This window comes from Jiella endophytica (genome assembly GCF_004519335.1).
In the GTDB taxonomy this organism is placed as follows: Bacteria; Pseudomonadota; Alphaproteobacteria; order Rhizobiales; family Rhizobiaceae; genus Jiella; species Jiella endophytica.
The window spans coordinates 285532-303288 of sequence record NZ_SOZD01000006.1; the positions used below are offsets into that span (position 1 = coordinate 285532).

The 17757-nt window shown below is 64.3% G+C and carries 12 protein-coding genes and 1 tRNA gene; 7 read left to right on the plus strand and 6 right to left on the minus strand.

Annotated features, from left to right (window positions below):
* Positions 1–62: 62 nt before the first annotated feature.
* From E3C22_RS19670 to E3C22_RS19680, 3 genes are all read right to left on the minus strand, one after another.
* Positions 63–422, minus strand: coding sequence for a hypothetical protein (locus tag E3C22_RS19670; protein WP_134763564.1), 360 nt, complete (start codon positions 420–422; stop codon positions 63–65).
* Positions 423–563: 141 nt separating this feature from the next.
* Positions 564–640, minus strand: a tRNA-His gene (locus E3C22_RS19675).
* A 364-nt stretch (positions 641–1004) separates the two neighbouring features.
* Positions 1005–1460 carry a phasin family protein gene (locus E3C22_RS19680; protein ID WP_134763565.1) on the minus strand — a complete coding sequence of 152 codons (456 nt, stop codon included), beginning with the start codon at positions 1458–1460 and terminating at the stop codon, positions 1005–1007.
* Between the two features lie 568 nt (positions 1461–2028).
* On the opposite strand from E3C22_RS19680, the gene E3C22_RS19685 reads away from it, so the two are divergent.
* The gene (locus E3C22_RS19685; RefSeq protein WP_134763566.1) at positions 2029–5862 is read left to right on the plus strand and encodes an ATP-binding protein; all 3834 of its coding nucleotides are present in this window, start codon (positions 2029–2031) and stop codon (positions 5860–5862) included.
* Between the two features lie 154 nt (positions 5863–6016).
* Here the strand turns inward: E3C22_RS19685 and E3C22_RS19690 are convergent, their stop codons facing one another.
* Positions 6017–6673, minus strand: coding sequence for a class I SAM-dependent DNA methyltransferase (locus tag E3C22_RS19690; protein WP_245515086.1), 657 nt, complete (start codon positions 6671–6673; stop codon positions 6017–6019).
* Positions 6674–7213: 540 nt separating this feature from the next.
* On the opposite strand from E3C22_RS19690, the gene E3C22_RS19695 reads away from it, so the two are divergent.
* The 6 genes from E3C22_RS19695 (at position 7214) to E3C22_RS24985 (ending at position 14598) form a co-directional block, all read left to right on the plus strand.
* A complete protein-coding gene (locus tag E3C22_RS19695; protein ID WP_425364997.1) occupies positions 7214–8251 on the plus strand; it encodes a Fe(3+) ABC transporter substrate-binding protein in 1038 nt (345 codons plus the stop codon).
* Positions 8252–8328: 77 nt separating this feature from the next.
* Positions 8329–9984, plus strand: coding sequence for an ABC transporter permease (locus tag E3C22_RS19700; RefSeq protein WP_245515087.1), 1656 nt, complete (start codon positions 8329–8331; stop codon positions 9982–9984).
* A 212-nt stretch (positions 9985–10196) separates the two neighbouring features.
* The gene (locus E3C22_RS19705) at positions 10197–10562 is read left to right on the plus strand and encodes a hypothetical protein (protein WP_134763568.1); all 366 of its coding nucleotides are present in this window, start codon (positions 10197–10199) and stop codon (positions 10560–10562) included.
* Positions 10563–10629: 67 nt separating this feature from the next.
* A complete protein-coding gene (locus tag E3C22_RS19710) occupies positions 10630–12873 on the plus strand; it encodes an outer membrane protein assembly factor BamB family protein (protein WP_245515088.1) in 2244 nt (747 codons plus the stop codon).
* Between the two features lie 99 nt (positions 12874–12972).
* A complete protein-coding gene (locus E3C22_RS19715; RefSeq protein WP_134763569.1) occupies positions 12973–13863 on the plus strand; it encodes a tyrosine-type recombinase/integrase in 891 nt (296 codons plus the stop codon).
* A gap of 9 nt (positions 13864–13872) precedes the next feature.
* Positions 13873–14598, plus strand: coding sequence for a class I SAM-dependent methyltransferase (locus E3C22_RS24985; protein ID WP_134763570.1), 726 nt, complete (start codon positions 13873–13875; stop codon positions 14596–14598).
* Here E3C22_RS24985 and E3C22_RS19725 read toward each other — a convergent pair.
* The gene (locus E3C22_RS19725; protein WP_134763571.1) at positions 14573–15520 is read right to left on the minus strand and encodes a hypothetical protein; all 948 of its coding nucleotides are present in this window, start codon (positions 15518–15520) and stop codon (positions 14573–14575) included. The genes E3C22_RS24985 and E3C22_RS19725 overlap by 26 nt on opposite strands.
* A gap of 159 nt (positions 15521–15679) precedes the next feature.
* Positions 15680–17632, minus strand: coding sequence for an acetoacetate--CoA ligase (locus tag E3C22_RS19730; RefSeq protein ID WP_134763572.1), 1953 nt, complete (start codon positions 17630–17632; stop codon positions 15680–15682).
* Between the last annotated feature and the right edge of the window lie 125 nt (positions 17633–17757).

A 17757-nucleotide genomic window follows, 5' to 3' on the forward strand; every position in this document is an offset into this window, starting at 1 on the left:
CGTCAGCACAGGGGCCAAAGGCGTCTCGTTAGACAGGCGCTGACCATCCGCGAGACAAGGCGTCAACACCGGCAATTCGATTCGTAGTCCATCGGGACAAGACACGAGAGTTCCTGGCGGGGGAAACCGACCTTTTCGTCGCCAAACGTCGCGACGAAACCGCCGTTCGCCCAACACCATTCGCCTTTTCCATAGGCCTTCAGGTGGGCATCGCAGGAGCGCCCCAGCGAAAGCGTCTCGCGCTCCGCGATCGTGCGAGCACTCCCTCCGCGTTGAACGACGCGCGAGATGGGGTCTTTCGACCGCAGCGAATAGCCATCCGCGTTGCAGGTGAGATCATACTCATCGCCCGCCGAGGAGACGTAAGCGCTCGCTGGCGTATTGAGCGCGAGTAACACGACGGCAAAAAGCAGACGGCTCATGTGTCATCCCATCTCGCGTGGCGCGACAGAGGATAGTGTGACGCTACCTGTGAAGGGAAGTGCGCAGCTTAACGGGACCTGGGGGAGGCCGGGGTGAAAGGAGCCCCAACGCCAGACTGGCCGGCTTCATCTGAAAGGGAGTGGTACGGTTGGCTGGAGTTGAACCAGCGACCTTCGGAGCCACAATCCGACGCTCTAACCAACTGAGCTACAACCGCGCGAAAGAGCAAGGGGCGGCTCGCGTTCCTTGCTCACAGCGACCGGATAGTGATTTTCGCCGGGCGATGCAAGCCCGCCGGTGCGATTGCGACGCGCCGGCGGATGCCGCCCCGCCGGTCCGGGACGATCGCCACTGCGGCTCGTTCTTCTTGCCCTGCAAGCGAACCCGTTAGTGGCGGCCCCGGCTGTCGGCACGGTGCGAGCTGCGGGATCGGTCCTTTGGGCAATGCTGCCGTGGACGCCGGTCAGACGTTGCCCCGCCCGTCGCCGCAAACGCAAAAGGGCCGCGGCAGGCGCGACCCTTGTAGACTTCTAGAGTGCGACCGGCGGGCGATGGCCCGCGCTCACCGCCTGTGGCGGGAATCAGCCGCGGTTGGTCGCCTTTTGAAAGGCGTCGCGACCCGGCTTCATCATGTCCTTGGCGACGGCCTGGGTCAGCGACTGCATCTCCTTGGCCTGGTCGGTCGCCATCTCGACCTGCTTGCGCACATAGGCGGTCTGCATCTCGATGACTTCCGCAAAGGACTTCGCCGACATCATCGAATCGAGATGGGCAAAGCCAAGCTCGGCATTGGTGCGCATCGCGTCGATAGCCTTCTTGGACAGCTGGAGCGAACCCTGATGGGCGTTCTCCATGGTCGACTCGAGGGCCTTGGTCGCTTCGTCGGCGGCGGCCTTCATGCGGCCATAGGCCTCCTTCGACTGCTCCATCGACTTCTGGGTCATCGAGCGGAAGGTCTCGTTGAGCTGGCTCGGGTCCATCCCGAGGATCGACTGGGCATTCGGCATGGCGAACGGATCACTCTTGGCATCGGCCATCTGGCTATCTCCTCATTTCTTGCTTTTGAAAGATGGGAGTTTCGCCTCCCTATCGACACCTCAGATAGCAGTTCTCATGCTGCACTGCAACAAATCTGGCTAAAATTTTTGCAGCTGCTCATTGACCATTCGTTTGTCCGGCCGATCTGCGCGAGGTGATGGACGCGCCGCCAGCCCGTCGCCTGACCGGAAATTCGACCGAACCGGCAATCGCAGGCCGGTGCTGACAGGCTTTCCGAGGCCGGAGGACCGGAGCAAGCCGCGGTCGGATTCGTTAACCGTTTTGAAAGTCATCGGTGGGCGGCCGGGCAAGGTTCTTTATTCGCCACGCTCGCAACACTATGAATGAAAGCTTAAGAGCCCGACCCGCAGGCGCACTGGCAAGGGGTTGGATGTCGGCGGTCTCGGCCTCGCCTTTCCAGTTGGCGGCCGAGCGATGCCGGCAGATCGCGAGGACGCACGGGGTGATCGGCCCGTGCCCTGTAGTGGCGGATCGGGCTTTGAGACACTGACGGATTGGACCGGCCCCACCGGCGGCGCGCGTGTGGCGAAAGCAACGAACGAAACCATGGCGACCACACCGATGCGACAGTTGCTGGCCATCATGGCGGATCCTGCCATTCGCGGATCGAACGCCGCCGACACCGGGCTTCTTGTCCTTTCCGCCGATCTTTCGCGGCTGATCTGGGCAAACAGCGCAGCCGCCGCCTCATTCGGCCTGGCGGCACCCGGCCCGCAGGAGACGATGCCGGATGGCCTGCTCGGCCAGCTGGCCGGTTCGCGCAGCCTGTTCGCCCGCAAGGGCCGCGCGACGCTGCTCCTGCGCAAGGCCGGGGGCTTTCGCGCCAGCGTTGCAGCGGAACTTGCCCGCATCGCGCCTGAGTTGGGCGAGACGGAGGGCCTCGCGCTTCTGACCGCACGTCAGCTCCGCCCGGCCTATGATGCTGCCGGGCGCGACGCCGCCCTGTTGCGCGAAGCAGGGCCCGGTGCCGAGGGCGCGCGCCTGATCCCGACCGACGAAATCGGTTCGGTGATCGGCGACGACGATCTTCAGGGCGCCGAGACGATCGCCGGATTCGCCGCGAGCGATGCGGGCCTTGCCGAGATCGCGGCGGGCGCGTCCGGCGGGCTGATCGTCGCACGGATCGCCGAAGACCGGCTGCTCGTCCTGCCGCTCGTGAATGCTCCTGTGGCTCGTGAGGACGCGGCGGCCCGTGTCGGCGACGCTGCCAGTGCCGACGTCACCGGTGCCGATGCCGGCGGTCCCATGGCCGATGGCGTCCCCTCGAGTGACGCCTCGCCGCACGAGGTTTCGTCACCGCAGGATCGATCGGTTCCCCCCGGGACGCCAGAGGTCGAAGAGGTCTCCTCGGAAGGGACGGAGGCGAGTGTCGCGCCACCGCCGCAGACGGCGCGGCCGGTGCTGCGCTCGAACTGGGGCGCTGCGCTGCCGCTCGCGGGTGCGTCCGCTGCAGGGCAGGACCAGGGCAACGCAGACAGCGATGCGCAGGTCAGCGAGCACGGGACCCTCGCCGACCGGGCGCCGGACGCGGATAGTGACGAAATAGCCGAGCCGGCCACGCTGGACGCTGCAACGACCGTGGCGCCCGAGGACGCCCTCACCTCCGCGCCGGAGAGTGCTCCAATGGCAGCAGAAGAGGATGCTGCGCCCGCAACGCCCGAGGATGAAGCCGAGCCGGATCTCCCTGCTGCTCCGCCGTCGAGGACGGGGACGCTGCAGACGACCCGCCGGCATTCTGCCTGGGGCGGGCTGGCGTCGCAGGGGCGGGCCGACGGCGAGTCTCGCGAAGAGCCGACGCAGGACGCGAAAACGTCAGAGCCCGATCGTGAGCCAACCGGCACCACGGCACCGACCGGCGCTGGCGCGCCGACTTTCGCACAGCCAAGCGAACCCTCCGATGCAGAGAGTGACGACGCCAAAGCGAGCGCCGACGGCGCCGGCAACGAGGATCGAGCTGACGTGACCGCCCCCGACATCCGCCCGGCGACGGCCGCAGATTTCCTCGGCGCCGGCCGCAAGGCCGAGGAGCCGGCCGGCGACTTCTCTCCGCAGATCGGCGGCGATCCCGTCCGCTTCGTCTGGCGCGTCGACAGCGAGGGCCGCTTCCGCTCGCTCTCGCCGGAATTTGCCGCCGCCGTCGGTCCGGTCTCGGCGGCGATCCTCGACCGCAGCGTCGACGAGGTGGCTGCCGCCTACCGGCTCGACGAGGACGGCGCTTTGCGCCGGCTGTTTTCGAGGCGCGAGACCTGGTCCGGCCGCACCGTGATGTGGCCGCTGCAGGCGACCGCCAAGAAGGTGCCCGTCGATCTCGCGGCGCTGCCGATCTATGCCCGCGATCGCAGCTTCGACGGCTTTCGCGGCTTCGGGGTCGTGCGCCTCGCCGATGCCGAGGACGATCCGGAGGCGATCGGTCTCGCCCCCGCCGCGGCCCTTGAAAGAGCAGCGAGTGAGGCCGGCGCCAGCGAAGCGCCGGCCGAGGACCATCCGATCCCGGCCTTCATGCACAGCATCGGCGCACCGACGCCGCCGGTGAGCTTCGGCCGCCGCGATCCCGAACAGCGCCCGCCGGCGGACCACCTACCGGCCCCGGACGAGACTGCCGCCGAGCCGCAGCGCGCCCGGCCGGGCGACAAGGTGATCCGCCTCGAGGAGCGCCGTCGGCCGCAGAACGGCCATCTCAGCCAGACCGAGGAGGCGGCCTTCCGCGCCATCGGCGAAACCCTGGCGCAGGGCAGCGACCCGCGCGACCTCGTCGAAGCCGTGCGCGCCGCCTCCGAGCGGATCGAGGCGATCGAGGGCGAGCGGCATTCGGAGCCCGGCGAAGGCCAGACGTCGGAGACAAAAGACCAGGCGGATGCGGCGCCCTCCCCGGCAACGAGCGCCGATGGCGCCGTCGCCGCGGCGCTGGACGAGGCCTATGGCAGCCTCCCCTTGCCGATCCTCGCCCAGGCGGGCGACGATCTCGTCTATGCCAACCGCGAATTCCTCGATCTGACCGGCCATGCCGACGTCGACGAACTGAAGGCTGCGGGCGGGCTGGAGGCGCTCGTCCAGGAGCGCCGCGAGGGCGACGCGGATTTCCTGCGGCTTCGCCGGGCGAACGGCCAGAGCGTCCCGATCCGCGCCCGCATGCAGCGGGCGACCGTCGCCGGCACCGGCTGCCTGATCCTTTCCTTCTTCGCGACGCCGCGACTCGCGGTGATGTCGCGCGAGCTGATCGAGGCGGCGGAGGAGACGGGCGATGCCGCCATCCGCGGCGTCTTCGAAAATCCGGTGCTCGATCTTGCCGCCGACGGCATCGTGCTGGTCGACGAGGCAGGCCTGATCACCGCGATGAGCGGCGCCGCCCAGCAGCTCTTCGACATTCCCGCCGGCGACGTCGCCGGCCGCGCCTTCCTCACGCTGTTCGCCCATGAGAGCCAGAAGAGCCTGAAGCCGATCCTCGACGGCGAGGAGGAGGCGCTGCGCGGCGCCGCGCCTGCCGGCGACGGCGAGGCGAAGTGGTATGCCCGGCGCGACGTCATCGGTCGTGTCGCCGGCGGCGGCTTCATGGCGCTCGCCGTTTCGCTCGGCCGGATCGCCGGCAGCAGCGGATACTGCGCCGTCATCCACGACATCAGCCGCTGGAAGCGGGCCGAGGAGATTGCCGAAAAGGCCCGCGCCAGCGCCGAGGCGTCGAACCTCCAGAAGAGCACCTTCCTGTCGGAGGTCGCGAGCGAGATCCGCGATCCGGTGGACGCGATGATCGGCTTTGCCGATCTGATGGGCAGCGAGAGCCTCGGGCCCGTCGGCAACGAGCGCTATCTGGAATATCTCGACGACATCAAGCGGTCCGGCCACCAGGTCATCGACCTCGTCACCATCCTCCACGATCTCGCACGGGTCGAGACCGGCCGGCGAGAGCTTTCCTTCGAGGCGGTGTCGCTCGCCGAGATCGTCACCGAGGTCGCGGCGGTGATGGCGCCCCAGGCGAACCGCCAGCGGGTGATCGTGCGGACCCATCTGCCGAGTTCGGTTCCGCCGGTCGTCGGCGACCACGACACCATCCGCCAGATCACCACCAATCTCGTCGCCGACGCGATCCGCGCGACGCCGCCGGGCGGCCAGCTGATCGTCTCGATCAAGCATTCGGCCGACACCGGCGTGTCGCTGAGATTCCGCGACAGCGGCGTCGGCCTTCGCCAGGACGAGATCGAGAATGCCCTGCGCGGCCCCGGCGCCGGACATGTCGCCAGCGGCGCCGAAAGCGGCCGGCTCGGACTGCCGCTCACCCGGGCGCTCGCCGAGGCCAACCGGGCGGAGTTCTCGATCGCCTCGACGCCCGGCGAGGGAACGCTGGTCGAGGTGCGGTTTCCGCCGGCAAGGGTTCTGCTCGACTGAGATCGGCTGCGGCTCGCATCCGGCCGCCCTGTCGGCCGTCCGCATAGCGACGGATCCGCAACCTGCCAGGCGAGCGCAGCAAGAAGGGCCACCCGACGGGGCAGCCCTTCGCCGTCATATGGCGCCTCAGGAAACGCCTGGGAGCCTCGCGGCGTCAGGACGCCTTCGCGCCCTTGCGGTAGATCCAGTAATGCGCGCCCTCTTCGGCGATATAGACCGCGTCCTTCAGGGTCGAGACGCGCTCCAGGATACCGTCGGCCTCGATCCTGGCGGTTTCGCTCTCGAAGTCGCTGCCGTCGTAGTAGCTCTTACGGGTCGAGGCGACGAGATAGCCGCCGTCATTGAGATAGGAGGCCAGCCGGCGAAGACCGACCGGCTCGACATGGCCGAGGGTGAAGACACCGCAACAGACGACCAGGTCGTACTTTTCCTCGAACACCGGCTCCGCCTCGACATTGAGATCGACATTGGCGGCGAGCTTGTCGTAGACGCCCGTCTCCCGCGCGATGTCGCACATCTCCTCGGACAGATCGAAACCGTCGATCTTGGAAAACCCCTTCGCCTTCAGTTCGATGCCGGCGAGCCCCGTGCCGCATCCCGCATCGAGCACGCGAACGGTCTTCGGGCTGCGGCCGAGATAGCTCTCGGCCATCATGAGAGCCATGCTGGCGATCGCGGCGGGACCGCCATATTCCTCGCTCCGGACGTCGTCGTCATAGCGCGAAGCCCAATCCGCGTAGTATTTCTCGAGCTTTCCGGTATCGCCATCAAGCTCGTGCGACGCATGAATGGTGCTTTCAGAATTCGACAAGATACGACCTCTCGTTTCGTTGCAATCGGTTCGGACGTTGAAGAAACTACGCATCTTACGGGGCGATTGCAGACTTGACAGGACCGATTGCGAAATCTTTCTGCTAAGCCGTTTAAACTATACGCGTTTCACGCACCGACGTGAAACGTCTCGCATCGATATTCGAAAACTTGCGGCGGCAGCCCGCGGATTTTACCGCTCGTCGGCCGCAAAGCGGCTCGCCGGACCGATATCCACGAAAACGTGATGACGGCGATCCGATTTACGCCGGCCAGCCACCCGGCTGTAAGACCTTGAATCCGCTCGCTCTTGTCGTGTGGCAGACATGACAGCCAGTTTAGAATTCTTCCAACTCATTGATTCGGCTGGAAAAAGCCCGGCCGCTATGGCATGCGCCGGAAATCGGGGACCGTCGTTCGGACGAGATCCTGACGAGGGACCCGCGCCTTGCCGACGGCCCGTCGCCCAGCGGCTTGAAAGGCCCGGCGGGAGGGCGAGGCGCTGGAAACTGCCATGAACTGCCAGGAACCGCATGTGATGATGATGCACAGAAGAGCCCTTGCCGCCGTCTCCTCCCTGTTCTTCGTCGCTTTCGCAGCGACGCAGGCATCGGCCGCCGACGTCAATATCTACACCTCGCGGCAGCCGGACCTCATTCAGCCGGTCCTCGATGCCTTCACCAAGGAGACCGGCCTCTCCACCGCAACGATCTTCATCGACAAGGGTCTCGAGGAGCGCATCAAGGCGGAAGGCGCCAACTCGCCGGCCGACCTCATCATGACCGTCGATATCGGCCGGCTCGACGCGGCCAAGCAGGCCGGCGTCGTCCAGCCGGTCGACAGCGAGGTGCTGGCGACGAACATTCCCGAGAAATTCCGCGACCGCGAGAAGGACTGGTTCGCCCTCACCACCCGTGCGCGGGTCGTCTATGCCTCCCGCGACAGGGTAGATGTCGATCAGATCAGCTACAAGGAACTCGCCGATCCGAAGTGGAAGGGGCGGCTGTGCACCCGCTCCGGCCAGCACCAGTACAACATTGCGCTGATCGCCGCCTATATCGCCCATTACGGCGAGGACGCGGCGCGCGAATGGGTCACTGGCCTTCGCGACAATCTCGCGCGGCGACCCGAGGGCGGCGACCGTGAACAGGCCAAGGCGATCTATGCCGGCGAATGCGACATCGCCCTCGGCAACACCTACTATGTCGGCAAGATGGCGACCGACGAGCGCGAGCCCGAGCAAAAGGAATGGGCAGCGGCAATTCGGGTGGTCATGCCGACCTTCGACAACGGCCTCACCCATGTGAACGTCTCGGGCGTCTCATTGGCGAAGAACGCGCCGCACGCGGAAAACGCCATCAGGCTGATGGAATTCCTCTCCGGCGACGAAGCCCAGAAGATCTATGCCGAGCTCAACTACGAATACCCCGTCGAGCCGGGCATCGAGACCTCCGAGCTGGTGAAATCCTTCGGCGAGCTGAAGCCCGACACGCTCTCCCTCGACGACATCGCCCGCCATCGGGCCAAGGCGTCCGAGATCGTCGACGAGGTCGACTATGACGGCGGTCCGCAGAGCTGACCGACCAGCCGACCCACGCATCAGCCGACCGGCCGCCTGACTTGTCCGCCATTCGCCCTGCCCGCAGCTGGCCCGTCTTGCCGCGCATCATCCAGCGGGGAAAGTGCGACCGCCGCTATTTCGTCACGGCCGCGAGCCTTGCAGCGCTCGTCGCCATGCCGCTCGTCGCGCTGGTCTGGCTGGCGCTTTCCGGAACGTCCTCGAACTGGGCGCATCTCGCCGCGACCATCCTGCCGGAGGCGAGCCTCGTCACCTTCGAGCTGATGCTCGGCGTCGCGCTCATGACCGGGACGATGGGCGTCGTCACGGCGTGGCTCGTCGCCAGCTTCGATTTTCCCGGCCGGCGGCTGTTCTCCTGGGCGCTGGTGCTGCCCCTCGCCGTGCCGACCTACATCGCCGCCTATGCCTTCGTCGAGTTCCTGCATTTCGCCGGGCCGGTGCAGACGGCGATCCGGGCGATCTTCGGCTACAAGTCCAGCCGGGAATACTGGTTCTTCGAGATCCGCTCGCTCTGGGGCGCCGTGCTGATCCTCTCCTCGGTGCTCTATCCTTACGTCTATCTCACCGTGCGGATGGTCTATCTGATGCAGGGGCGCAAGGCCGCCGACGTCGCGCGCACCCTCGGCGCCAGCCAGGCCTCGGTGTTCTTCAGGATCCTCCTGCCGCTGGCGCGGCCCGCCATCGCCATCGGCGTGACGCTGGCGCTGATGGAGGCGGTGAACGACATCGGCGCGGTGGAGTTTCTCGGCGTCCGCACGCTGACATTCGCCGTCTATTCCACCTGGCTGAACCGCGGCGACCTTTATGGCGCGACGCAGATCGCGCTCCTGATGCTGGCGGTGATCGTGCTTCTGGTGACGGTGGAGCGGCTGGCCCGGCGCCGTCAGCGCTTCACCCTCGGGCGTGCCGACCGTCCGCAGCCGGGCTCCGAGCGGCTGACCGGGGGCCGCGCGGCGCTCGCCGTCGTCGCCTGCGCCCTGCCCATCCTCCTCGGCTTCGCCATCCCCTTCCTGGTCCTCGGCGACTATGCGCTGCGGCGGCTCGACCAGCTTGCCGACCCGGCGCTGTGGCGGGCGCTGACCCATACGGTCGTCCTCGCCTCGATCACCGGCCTCGTCACGGTGGCCGCCGGCTTCCTGCTGTCCTACGGCGTCCGGCTGACCGGCTCGAAGCGCCTCATCCTGATGAGCCGCCTCGCCGTCCTCGGCTATGCCGTACCCGGCACGGTGCTCGCCATCGGCATCCTCATTCCGCTTGCCGGCCTCGACAACTTCGTAGACGCCAGGATGCGCGAGACCTTCGACGTCTCCACCGGGCTTCTCCTCTCAGGCTCGGGCTTTGCCATCGTCTATGCCGGCTTCACGCGTTTCATGGCGATGGGCCACGGCTCGCTGGAAAGCGGCTTCGCCAAGCTCTCGACCCATCTCGACATGGCGGCGCGCACCCTTGGCCGCGCGCCCGGCGCGACCCTCGTCGAAGTGCTGCTGCCGCTGATGCGCCCTGCTTTGCTGACGGCCTTTCTGCTGGTCTTCGTCGAAGCCTCCAAGGAACTCTCGGCGACGATCCTCCTGCGCCCCTTCGACTTCGAGACGCTGGCGACCTTCGTCTATGCCCAGACGTCCCGCTCGGCCTTCGAGGACGGCGCCGTCGCGGCGCTGCTGATCGTCCTCGTCGGGATCCTGCCGGTCGCGATCCTCAACCGCTCGATCCTCGCCGAGACGGCCCGCGGCTAACGGCCCTTCGCATCCGCCATTTGCCGGGCGATTGTCGCAGGACGGCGTCGAATGGCAAATACGGGCCACGAGGATGAACGAAAGTTTAGGCGGGATCGCCGGCTGATGGCCGGTTCCGCCCTCCACACGCGGCGCGCAAGCGCTAGTTGACCCTTGGGCGGCGCCCCGATCCCGCGGTCGGGGCGCGATCAAATCAGAGGGGTCGACACTTCATGTCCGAAATTTCCGAACCGCGGACCGCCGGAGGCGCATGGCTGATCGTCGCCGCAAGCGCCGTCGGCGCGCTGGTCGCGGCGTTCAACGCCGTCAATCTCGGCAACGGCATCGCCTTCAGCTTCGGCGCCTGGCTGGTGCTGGTCTCGAGCATCCTGGTTCTCGGCGCCGCGCTGATCCTGGCGCTGCATCTGGCGCTTTCCGGCGCCTCGCGGGGCGTCCTTGCCGTGCTCATCCTGCTCGGCATCCTCGGCACCGGCGCGGCAGCCTATTTCCTCATTGCCTGGGTCCTCGTCGCCGCCATGGGGGTCGCCCTCGTCGGCTGGGTGATCCATGTGGCGGCGGACCCCTCGCCGCTCGACTGACCAGGACCCTTTGCGGAGTGGCGCAGGCCGCCGCTCCCCGACTTCATTGCAGACGGGACGACACTTGATGACCAGAGCCAGACTGGCGACTTCCACGGCCGCGCTCGCGCTTCTTCTTTCGCTGCCGCTCGCCGCGGCCGCGCAGGACGCACCCCCGCAGGATCAGCAGCCTGCGGCAGCCCAGCCGCAGAGCGACCAGCCCGCCGCGACGGACGGCCAGGGTGACCAGAGCAACCAGGGCGACACCGAGAGCGCCGCCCAGGGCGATCAGCCTCAAGCCGCCGGGACGGCAGGCGACCAGCCGTCGGGCAAGGCGGACCAATCGGACGGTGGTGGCAATCCGCCCGAAATGACCACCGAAGAGACCAAGGGCGGCGGCAGCGTCGAGCGGCCCGCCGACGCCGCGGCAACCGGCAGCGACAATGCCGGCGAGGCGACTGAAGACGCGGCGCGCAAGCCTCAGAAGCCGGACGCCTGGATGGAGACGAGCGACAGCTGGGCGACCTTCAACGGCGACCTGCGCGCCCAGAAATATTCCCCCGCCGAAGAGATCACCCCGGACAATGTCGAAAATCTCCAGAAGGCCTGGGAATACCACACCGGCGACGTCTCCGACGGCTCGGGGGACCTGCCCTATACGGTCTGGTCGGCGACGCCGCTCTTCGTCAACGACACGCTCTATATCGGCACGCCCTTCTACAAGATCGTCGCGCTGGAGCCGGACACCGGCAAGGCGAAATGGACCTTCGATCCGAAGGCCAAGCTCGAGGCGCTGACCCAGCCGGCGCTGAAGAACCGCGGCGTCGCCTATTGGCAGGCGGAGGAGCCCAAGCAGGGGGAAGCCTGCCAGAAGATCGTCTATATTGGAACCATGGACGCCAAGCTCTACGGCGTCGATGCCGACACCGGCAAGCCCTGCGCCTCCTTCGGCGACAACGGCATGGTCGACGTCAACCAGTGGAACACCGTCAACGACAAATGGCCGCTGTCGCTCTTGCAGCCGGCGACGGTCTATCACGACACGCTGTTCCTCGGCTGGGCCGGCAAGGACTGGACCAACAGCGCCGCCCCTCCGGGGACGGTGATCGCCCTCGACGCCAAGAGCGGCAAGCTGAAATGGATGTTCCACGCTCTGCCGAACGAGGTGCTGTCGAAGACCGGGACGGCCAATGTCTGGGCGTCGATGTCGATCGACCCCGAGCGCGGCCTCCTCTACGTGCCGGTCTCCTCGCCGAGCCCGAACTATTATGGCGGCGAGCGAAAGGAAAAGCTGCCGCTGGCGACCTCGGTGACGGCGCTCGACACCGACAACGGCAAGGTGGTCTGGAGCCGGCAGCTGATCCATCACGACATCTGGGACTACGACACCGACGCGCCGCCGACGCTGGTCGACATCCAGAAGGACGGCAAGACGGTTCCCGCCCTCGTCCAGACTTCCAAGCAGGGCTTCATCTACGTTCTCAATCGCGAGACCGGCGAGCCGATCTATCCGATCGAGGAGCGTCCGGTGCCGAAATCCGACATCCCCGGCGAAGAGGCATCACCGACGCAGCCCTATGTCGCCAAGCCAGAGCCGGTCACCCCGGACGAATGGCCGGGCGTCTCGGCCATCGCCGATGCCGTCGGCTTCGGCGAGTGCTCGCGGCGGGCCGCGAACTACCGCTATGACGGCCGCTTCACGCCGCCGAGCCTGCAGGGCTCGATCGCCTATCCGCCGACCACCGGCGGCACGGAATGGGGCGGCGGCGCCGTCGATCCCAGTTCGGGCATCTTCGTCGCCAACTCCAACTCGGTCGTGCAGATCTACACGCTGATTCCGCGCAAGGAGTATGAGCAGAAGAGCCAGGAAGGCGAGACGAGCGGATACTACGCCCAAGGCGACGCGCCCTATGCCTTCAAGCTCGAGACCTTCCTCAACTGGGCGGGCATGCCCTGCTGGAAGGGCCCCTACGGCACCATCGCCGCCTACGACCTGAAGACCGGCAAGCGGCTGTGGAACGAGCCTTTCGGCCAGGTGCAGAAATACGGCTTCTACATGCCGGAATCCTGGGGCTCGGTGACGATCGGCGCGCCGGTGATTACCAAGTCCGGCCTGATCTTCATCGGCGCCTCGATGGATTCTCGCGTCCGGGCGCTCGACCTGAAGACCGGCAAGGTGCTGTGGAAGGCCCTCGTCGACGCCCCGGCGGTGTCGATGCCGGCGGTCTACACCTACAAGGGCAAGCAGTACGTGACCTTCGTCGTCGGCGGCAACACGATCCTGCTGCCGAAGGTGTCGGATCAGGTGGTGACGTTCGCGCTGCCGGAGTAGCAACACAAAATCAGGTGGAGGGCGCCCCTGCGTGCCCTTCCCCCGACCGATGGGTGCGGCCCATGATGGTTTTTCCATACAACTGTTGGAATCGCCATCATGGATCTCGAGACCCTCGCCCGCACATTTTTGCGCCACTGTGAAAGCGGCCGCAACCTCTCGGCCAACACCCTCAAGGCCTACCGGCAGGATCTCAGCGAAGCATCCCGCTTCCTGGCGTCCCGGGGCGCCCGCACGCTCTCCACGCCGGAAGGACTGACGGACTACGCGAACTGGCTTGCCAATGCCCGCAAGCTTGCGGCCGCCACCGTCAAGCGCCGGCTTGCCTTTCTGCGCGCGCTCTTTGCCTATGCCGAACGGCGTGGGCTGATCGACGCCTCGCCCTTCCGCAAGGCCGAAATCTGCATTCGCTTGCCGAAGCGACTGCCGCGATGCCTGACCGCCGCCGAACTGCGCGCCCTGTTCGCCGCGCGGCGTGGCGGCCCGCGCGCCTTGTCACTGGCGATCCTCCTGATGTTCACCACCGGCATGCGCGTCGGCGAACTCGTGCAGCTGCGCCGTGAAGACGTCGATCTCGACCGCCGCACGCTGCGCGTTCGCGGCAAGGGCGACCGGGAACGTCAGGTCTATCTCACCAATGACGACGTCGTGCGCGAACTCTCCGCCCACATCGCGCTCACACCCGGCCGTTCACCCGGAGCACCGCTTCTGGCCGGCGCCGGCGCCCGGATCATCTCAACCGCCTGGATCCGCCGGCACCTGCGCCGCCTCGCCGAGCGCGCCGGCTTCCCCCGCCGCATCACACCCCACATGCTCCGCCACTCGGCAGCGACCAGCCTCCTCGAAGCCGGCATCGACATGCGTTTCGTCCAGCGCCTGCTCGGCCACCGCTCGATCTCGACCACCGAACTCTACACCCATGTCAGCGACGAACGGCTGAAACAGGCGGTGATGAGCGCGGACACGATGAGGATGGTTTCGGGCGGATAACTCGGAATTATGGCGCCCCGGATATCACTTGAACGAGTACAAAATCGGTATAACTCGCAGCGAGAAATTTGGGACCCGGAAGATTATTGGCACTTTCATCTGCATCGCAGCTACCACAGAATCCTAAATGAAAATAAAAATATATTTGAAGGCGGCGCAACACTAAATGCTGGCGGCGGCCAACACACATACTTCGATAATGACTCGCATATCATCACCTGTGATGTTGCACCGAGATCATTACGACATACACCGCGATCAGTCTGCGCAGACGTACACTACTTGCCGTTCGGCCCATCGGTTTTTGACGCCATCTACATGGTTGGCTCTGTCCTCAATTATTGCTCAGCGACCGAAGTTATAGGAGAACTGTATAAAACATTAAAGCCGGGCGGGTATATTGCATTCGATTTTGAACAAACGAATGCATTCGAACACATGGGAACAAACATTCAGCGAAAGGATCAATTCCTGCTGCAGACAGAGATACACGGGTCTGCAGAGAGCATCTGGCTCTACAACCGTGATTTAATATTGGCAATCCTCAAAGCATTCAATTTGCTCATTCTGAAAATATACTATATCCATGTTGCAACAAGCCTACTTTACGGGCTAACAAAAAGCAACTACCTAACCCGCTTGGCATGCAACCTCGAGTTCTTTTCAGAAAGGATCCCATTAATCCAACGCAGAAGCTCAAGCGTTTTCATCATCGCGCAGAAAGTAGCGTTTTGACGATTTCGCCAGCTTTGGCCGCAAGTGTAATTTTCTGAGGAAGCGCTATCGATAATATCAAAAGGTATGTTATCACAGAGGAAGAAAATAGTAATATTGTATCACTCACACTTAAATCCCCATAACTCGCAGATATAAACATAGATCCAGCTATAAGAAAAACAATTACAACATTGAATAATGTAAAATAAATCGATGGAAACGTCGGATCTGTGTTTTTACTCTCCTGTTCAACCGTAGTATTGGGTCGAATACTCCCATTCATCTTTATATAAGGTGATTTTCGCACTTCAATTTCTATCTGAGTGAGTTTGTTAATTAACTTTTCTTTATATTGTTCTGAATTGTTTCTATATATCGAAAACCAGGAATTATAGTGATCATCAAATATTGATTTAACTATACGAATATAGCGTTGCCCTTCTAACTGTTCGGATTGATCCGCAGATAATACCATTAAAACAGCATCGCGCCATTGATCTGGGTGATCAATTTCTAAAGAAGGTTGATAGTACGGCGCATGTGTTGACTTAAAGCCTTGCAGCTGCAGCATACGGAACCAGTAGCGATTATCAGTATCTCTTGTTGATCCATCCGGATTGTACAAAAGCTCCGTAACAACATAAGATGGCGCCCATGTATTCTGAACAAAACCGCATATCATCTCAAGAAATGTGAAATAAGCGGCGTTTGAACTGTCCGGGGGTGCTACACAAAGATAGTCAATGATTGCTACGTCGGAGCTAGCTATATAGCGTAGCTCGCCAAACCCGCATACGCGATCATTTATCTTTAGCGCAAAGAAATGCAATCCGTGCGAATTGTGAGGTGATTCACTGATCCAGCTTCGAATTTCGCTAGTTTTCGTGCGCTCGTATGGCGGAGTGGACTGGGCATAGATGGCTAATGCCGTCTCCGTCATACTAGTATCGGTCTGCGAGTCGATAGGGGATATTTCGAATCTAACAACTCCATAGGTCATAATTCCGAGTTATCCGCTCGTTGAACCTGCGGATGCATATTATCGCACACGTCGAAATGTGCAACGGACACACCTTACGGCTATGGGGGCTGCGTCTTTTCAATCCGACAGCTCCCCCCGCCCCTCGAACTCCTTGAGCGCCTCCGGATTGGCCAGCGCCTCCTTGTTCTTCACCGGCCGGCCCTCGACCACCTCGCGCACGGCGAGTTCGGTGATCTTGCCGCTCTTGGTGCGGGGGATGTCCTTCACCGCGAGGATTTTTGCCGGCACATGGCGGGGCGAAGCGCCGGTGCGGATGGCGTCCTTGAGGCGCTTGACGAGGTCGCCGGTAAGGTCGTAGCCCTCGGCAAGGCGAACGAAGAGGACGACGCGCACGTCGCCTTCCCAGCTCTGGCCGATGCAGATCGCCTCGGTGACCTCCTCGAACTGCTCGACGATGTTGTAGATTTCCGCCGTGCCGATGCGCACCCCTTGCGGGTTCAGCGTCGCATCGGAGCGGCCGTGGATGATGATGCCGCCATGCTCTGTCCATTCGGCGAAATCACCATGCGCCCAGATGCCGGGGAAGGTCTCGAAATAGGCGGCCGTGTAGCGCTCGCCGCCGACATCGTTCCAGAACTCGATCGGCATCGAGGGAAAGGCCTCGGTGCAGACGAGGTCGCCCTTTTCGCCCTTGAGCGGCTTGCCGTCCGGGTCGAAGACGTCGAAGGCCATGCCGAGGCCCGGGCCCTGAATCTCGCCCTCATAGACCGGCAGCAGCGGCACGCCGAGGACGAAGCAGGCGACGATGTCCGTGCCGCCGGAGATGGAGGCGAGATGGACGTCTTCCTTGACGTCCGAATAGACGTAGGCAAATCCCTCCGGCGACAGCGGCGAGCCCGTCGAGGCGATCACGGCGACACTTGCCAGATCATGGGTCTCGCGCGGCTTCAGGCCGAACTTGCGGGCCGAATCGATGAATTTCGCGCTGGTGCCGAAGAAGCTCGCCTTCTCCTCGGCGATATAGTCGAAGACGATGGCCTTGTGCGGATGGAAGGGCGAGCCGTCATAGAGAAGCAGTGTCGAGCCGCCGGCGAGCGCCGAGACCAGCCAGTTCCACATCATCCAGCCGCAGGTGGTGAAGTAGAACACCCGCGCGCCCTCGCCCGAGCCGCAATGAAGGAGATGCTCCTTGCGGTGCTGGATCAGCGTGCCGCCGGCGCCATGGACGATGCATTTCGGCACGCCCGTCGTGCCGGAGGAGAACATGATGTAGAGCGGGTGGTCGAAGGGCAGCCGCTCGAAGGTGAGTTCGCCCGGCTGGAAAGGCGCGATGAGATCGCCGAGCGTCACGCCGTTTTTAGCGCCTGAGGCGGCTTTCGCCCCGTCGCCGAGATAGGGCACGACGATGGTCTTCTGCGGGCCAAGCTTTTCGCTGATCGGGCCGAGCTTGTCGGCAATGTCGATCTCCTTGCCGGCGTAGAAATAGCCGTCACAGGCGACGAGCAGCTTCGGCTCGATCTGGCCGAAGCGGTCGAGCACGCCGCGCTCGCCGAAATCCGGCGAGCAGGAGGAGAACACCGCGCCGAGCGAGGTCGCCGCCAGCATGACGGCGACCGTCTCCGGCATGTTTGGCATCATCGCCGCGATCCGGTCCCCGGCGACAATCCCTTCGGCCCGGAAGGCCTGCTGCAGCCGCGAGACCAGCGCCGTCAGATCGTCCCACGAGAGCCGTGAGGAGCGCTTGTCCTCGCCGCGAAAGACGATCGCGTCGCCCGGCCCGTTTCGCGACAGGAGATTCTCGGCGAAGTTCAGCCGCGCCTCGGGAAAGAACCGGTCTTCGCGCATCGTGGCGCCTTCGACGAGCGACGTGCCGCCCTTGTCGCCGACGATGCCGGTAAAGTCCCAGACCAGCGACCAGAAGGCGGCGCGGTCGTCGACCGACCATCCGTGCAGGGCGGCGTAGTCGGCCAGGCTTTTGCCCGCCAGCTTTTCGGCTTCCTGCCTGAAACGGTTCATCGGATGGGCTTCGACGCGCGCCGCAGAGGGTGTCCACAACGGTGTGTCGCTCATTTTCACGCCTCCCGAAAACCGCCTTGCTGGTGCCATACCCATGTAACAAAGGCAACGAAGCCGTCGATCCCCCTGACGGTCCGTCGCCGGGGGATATCGCCTCGCCGCCACCGCCGGTGGCTTTC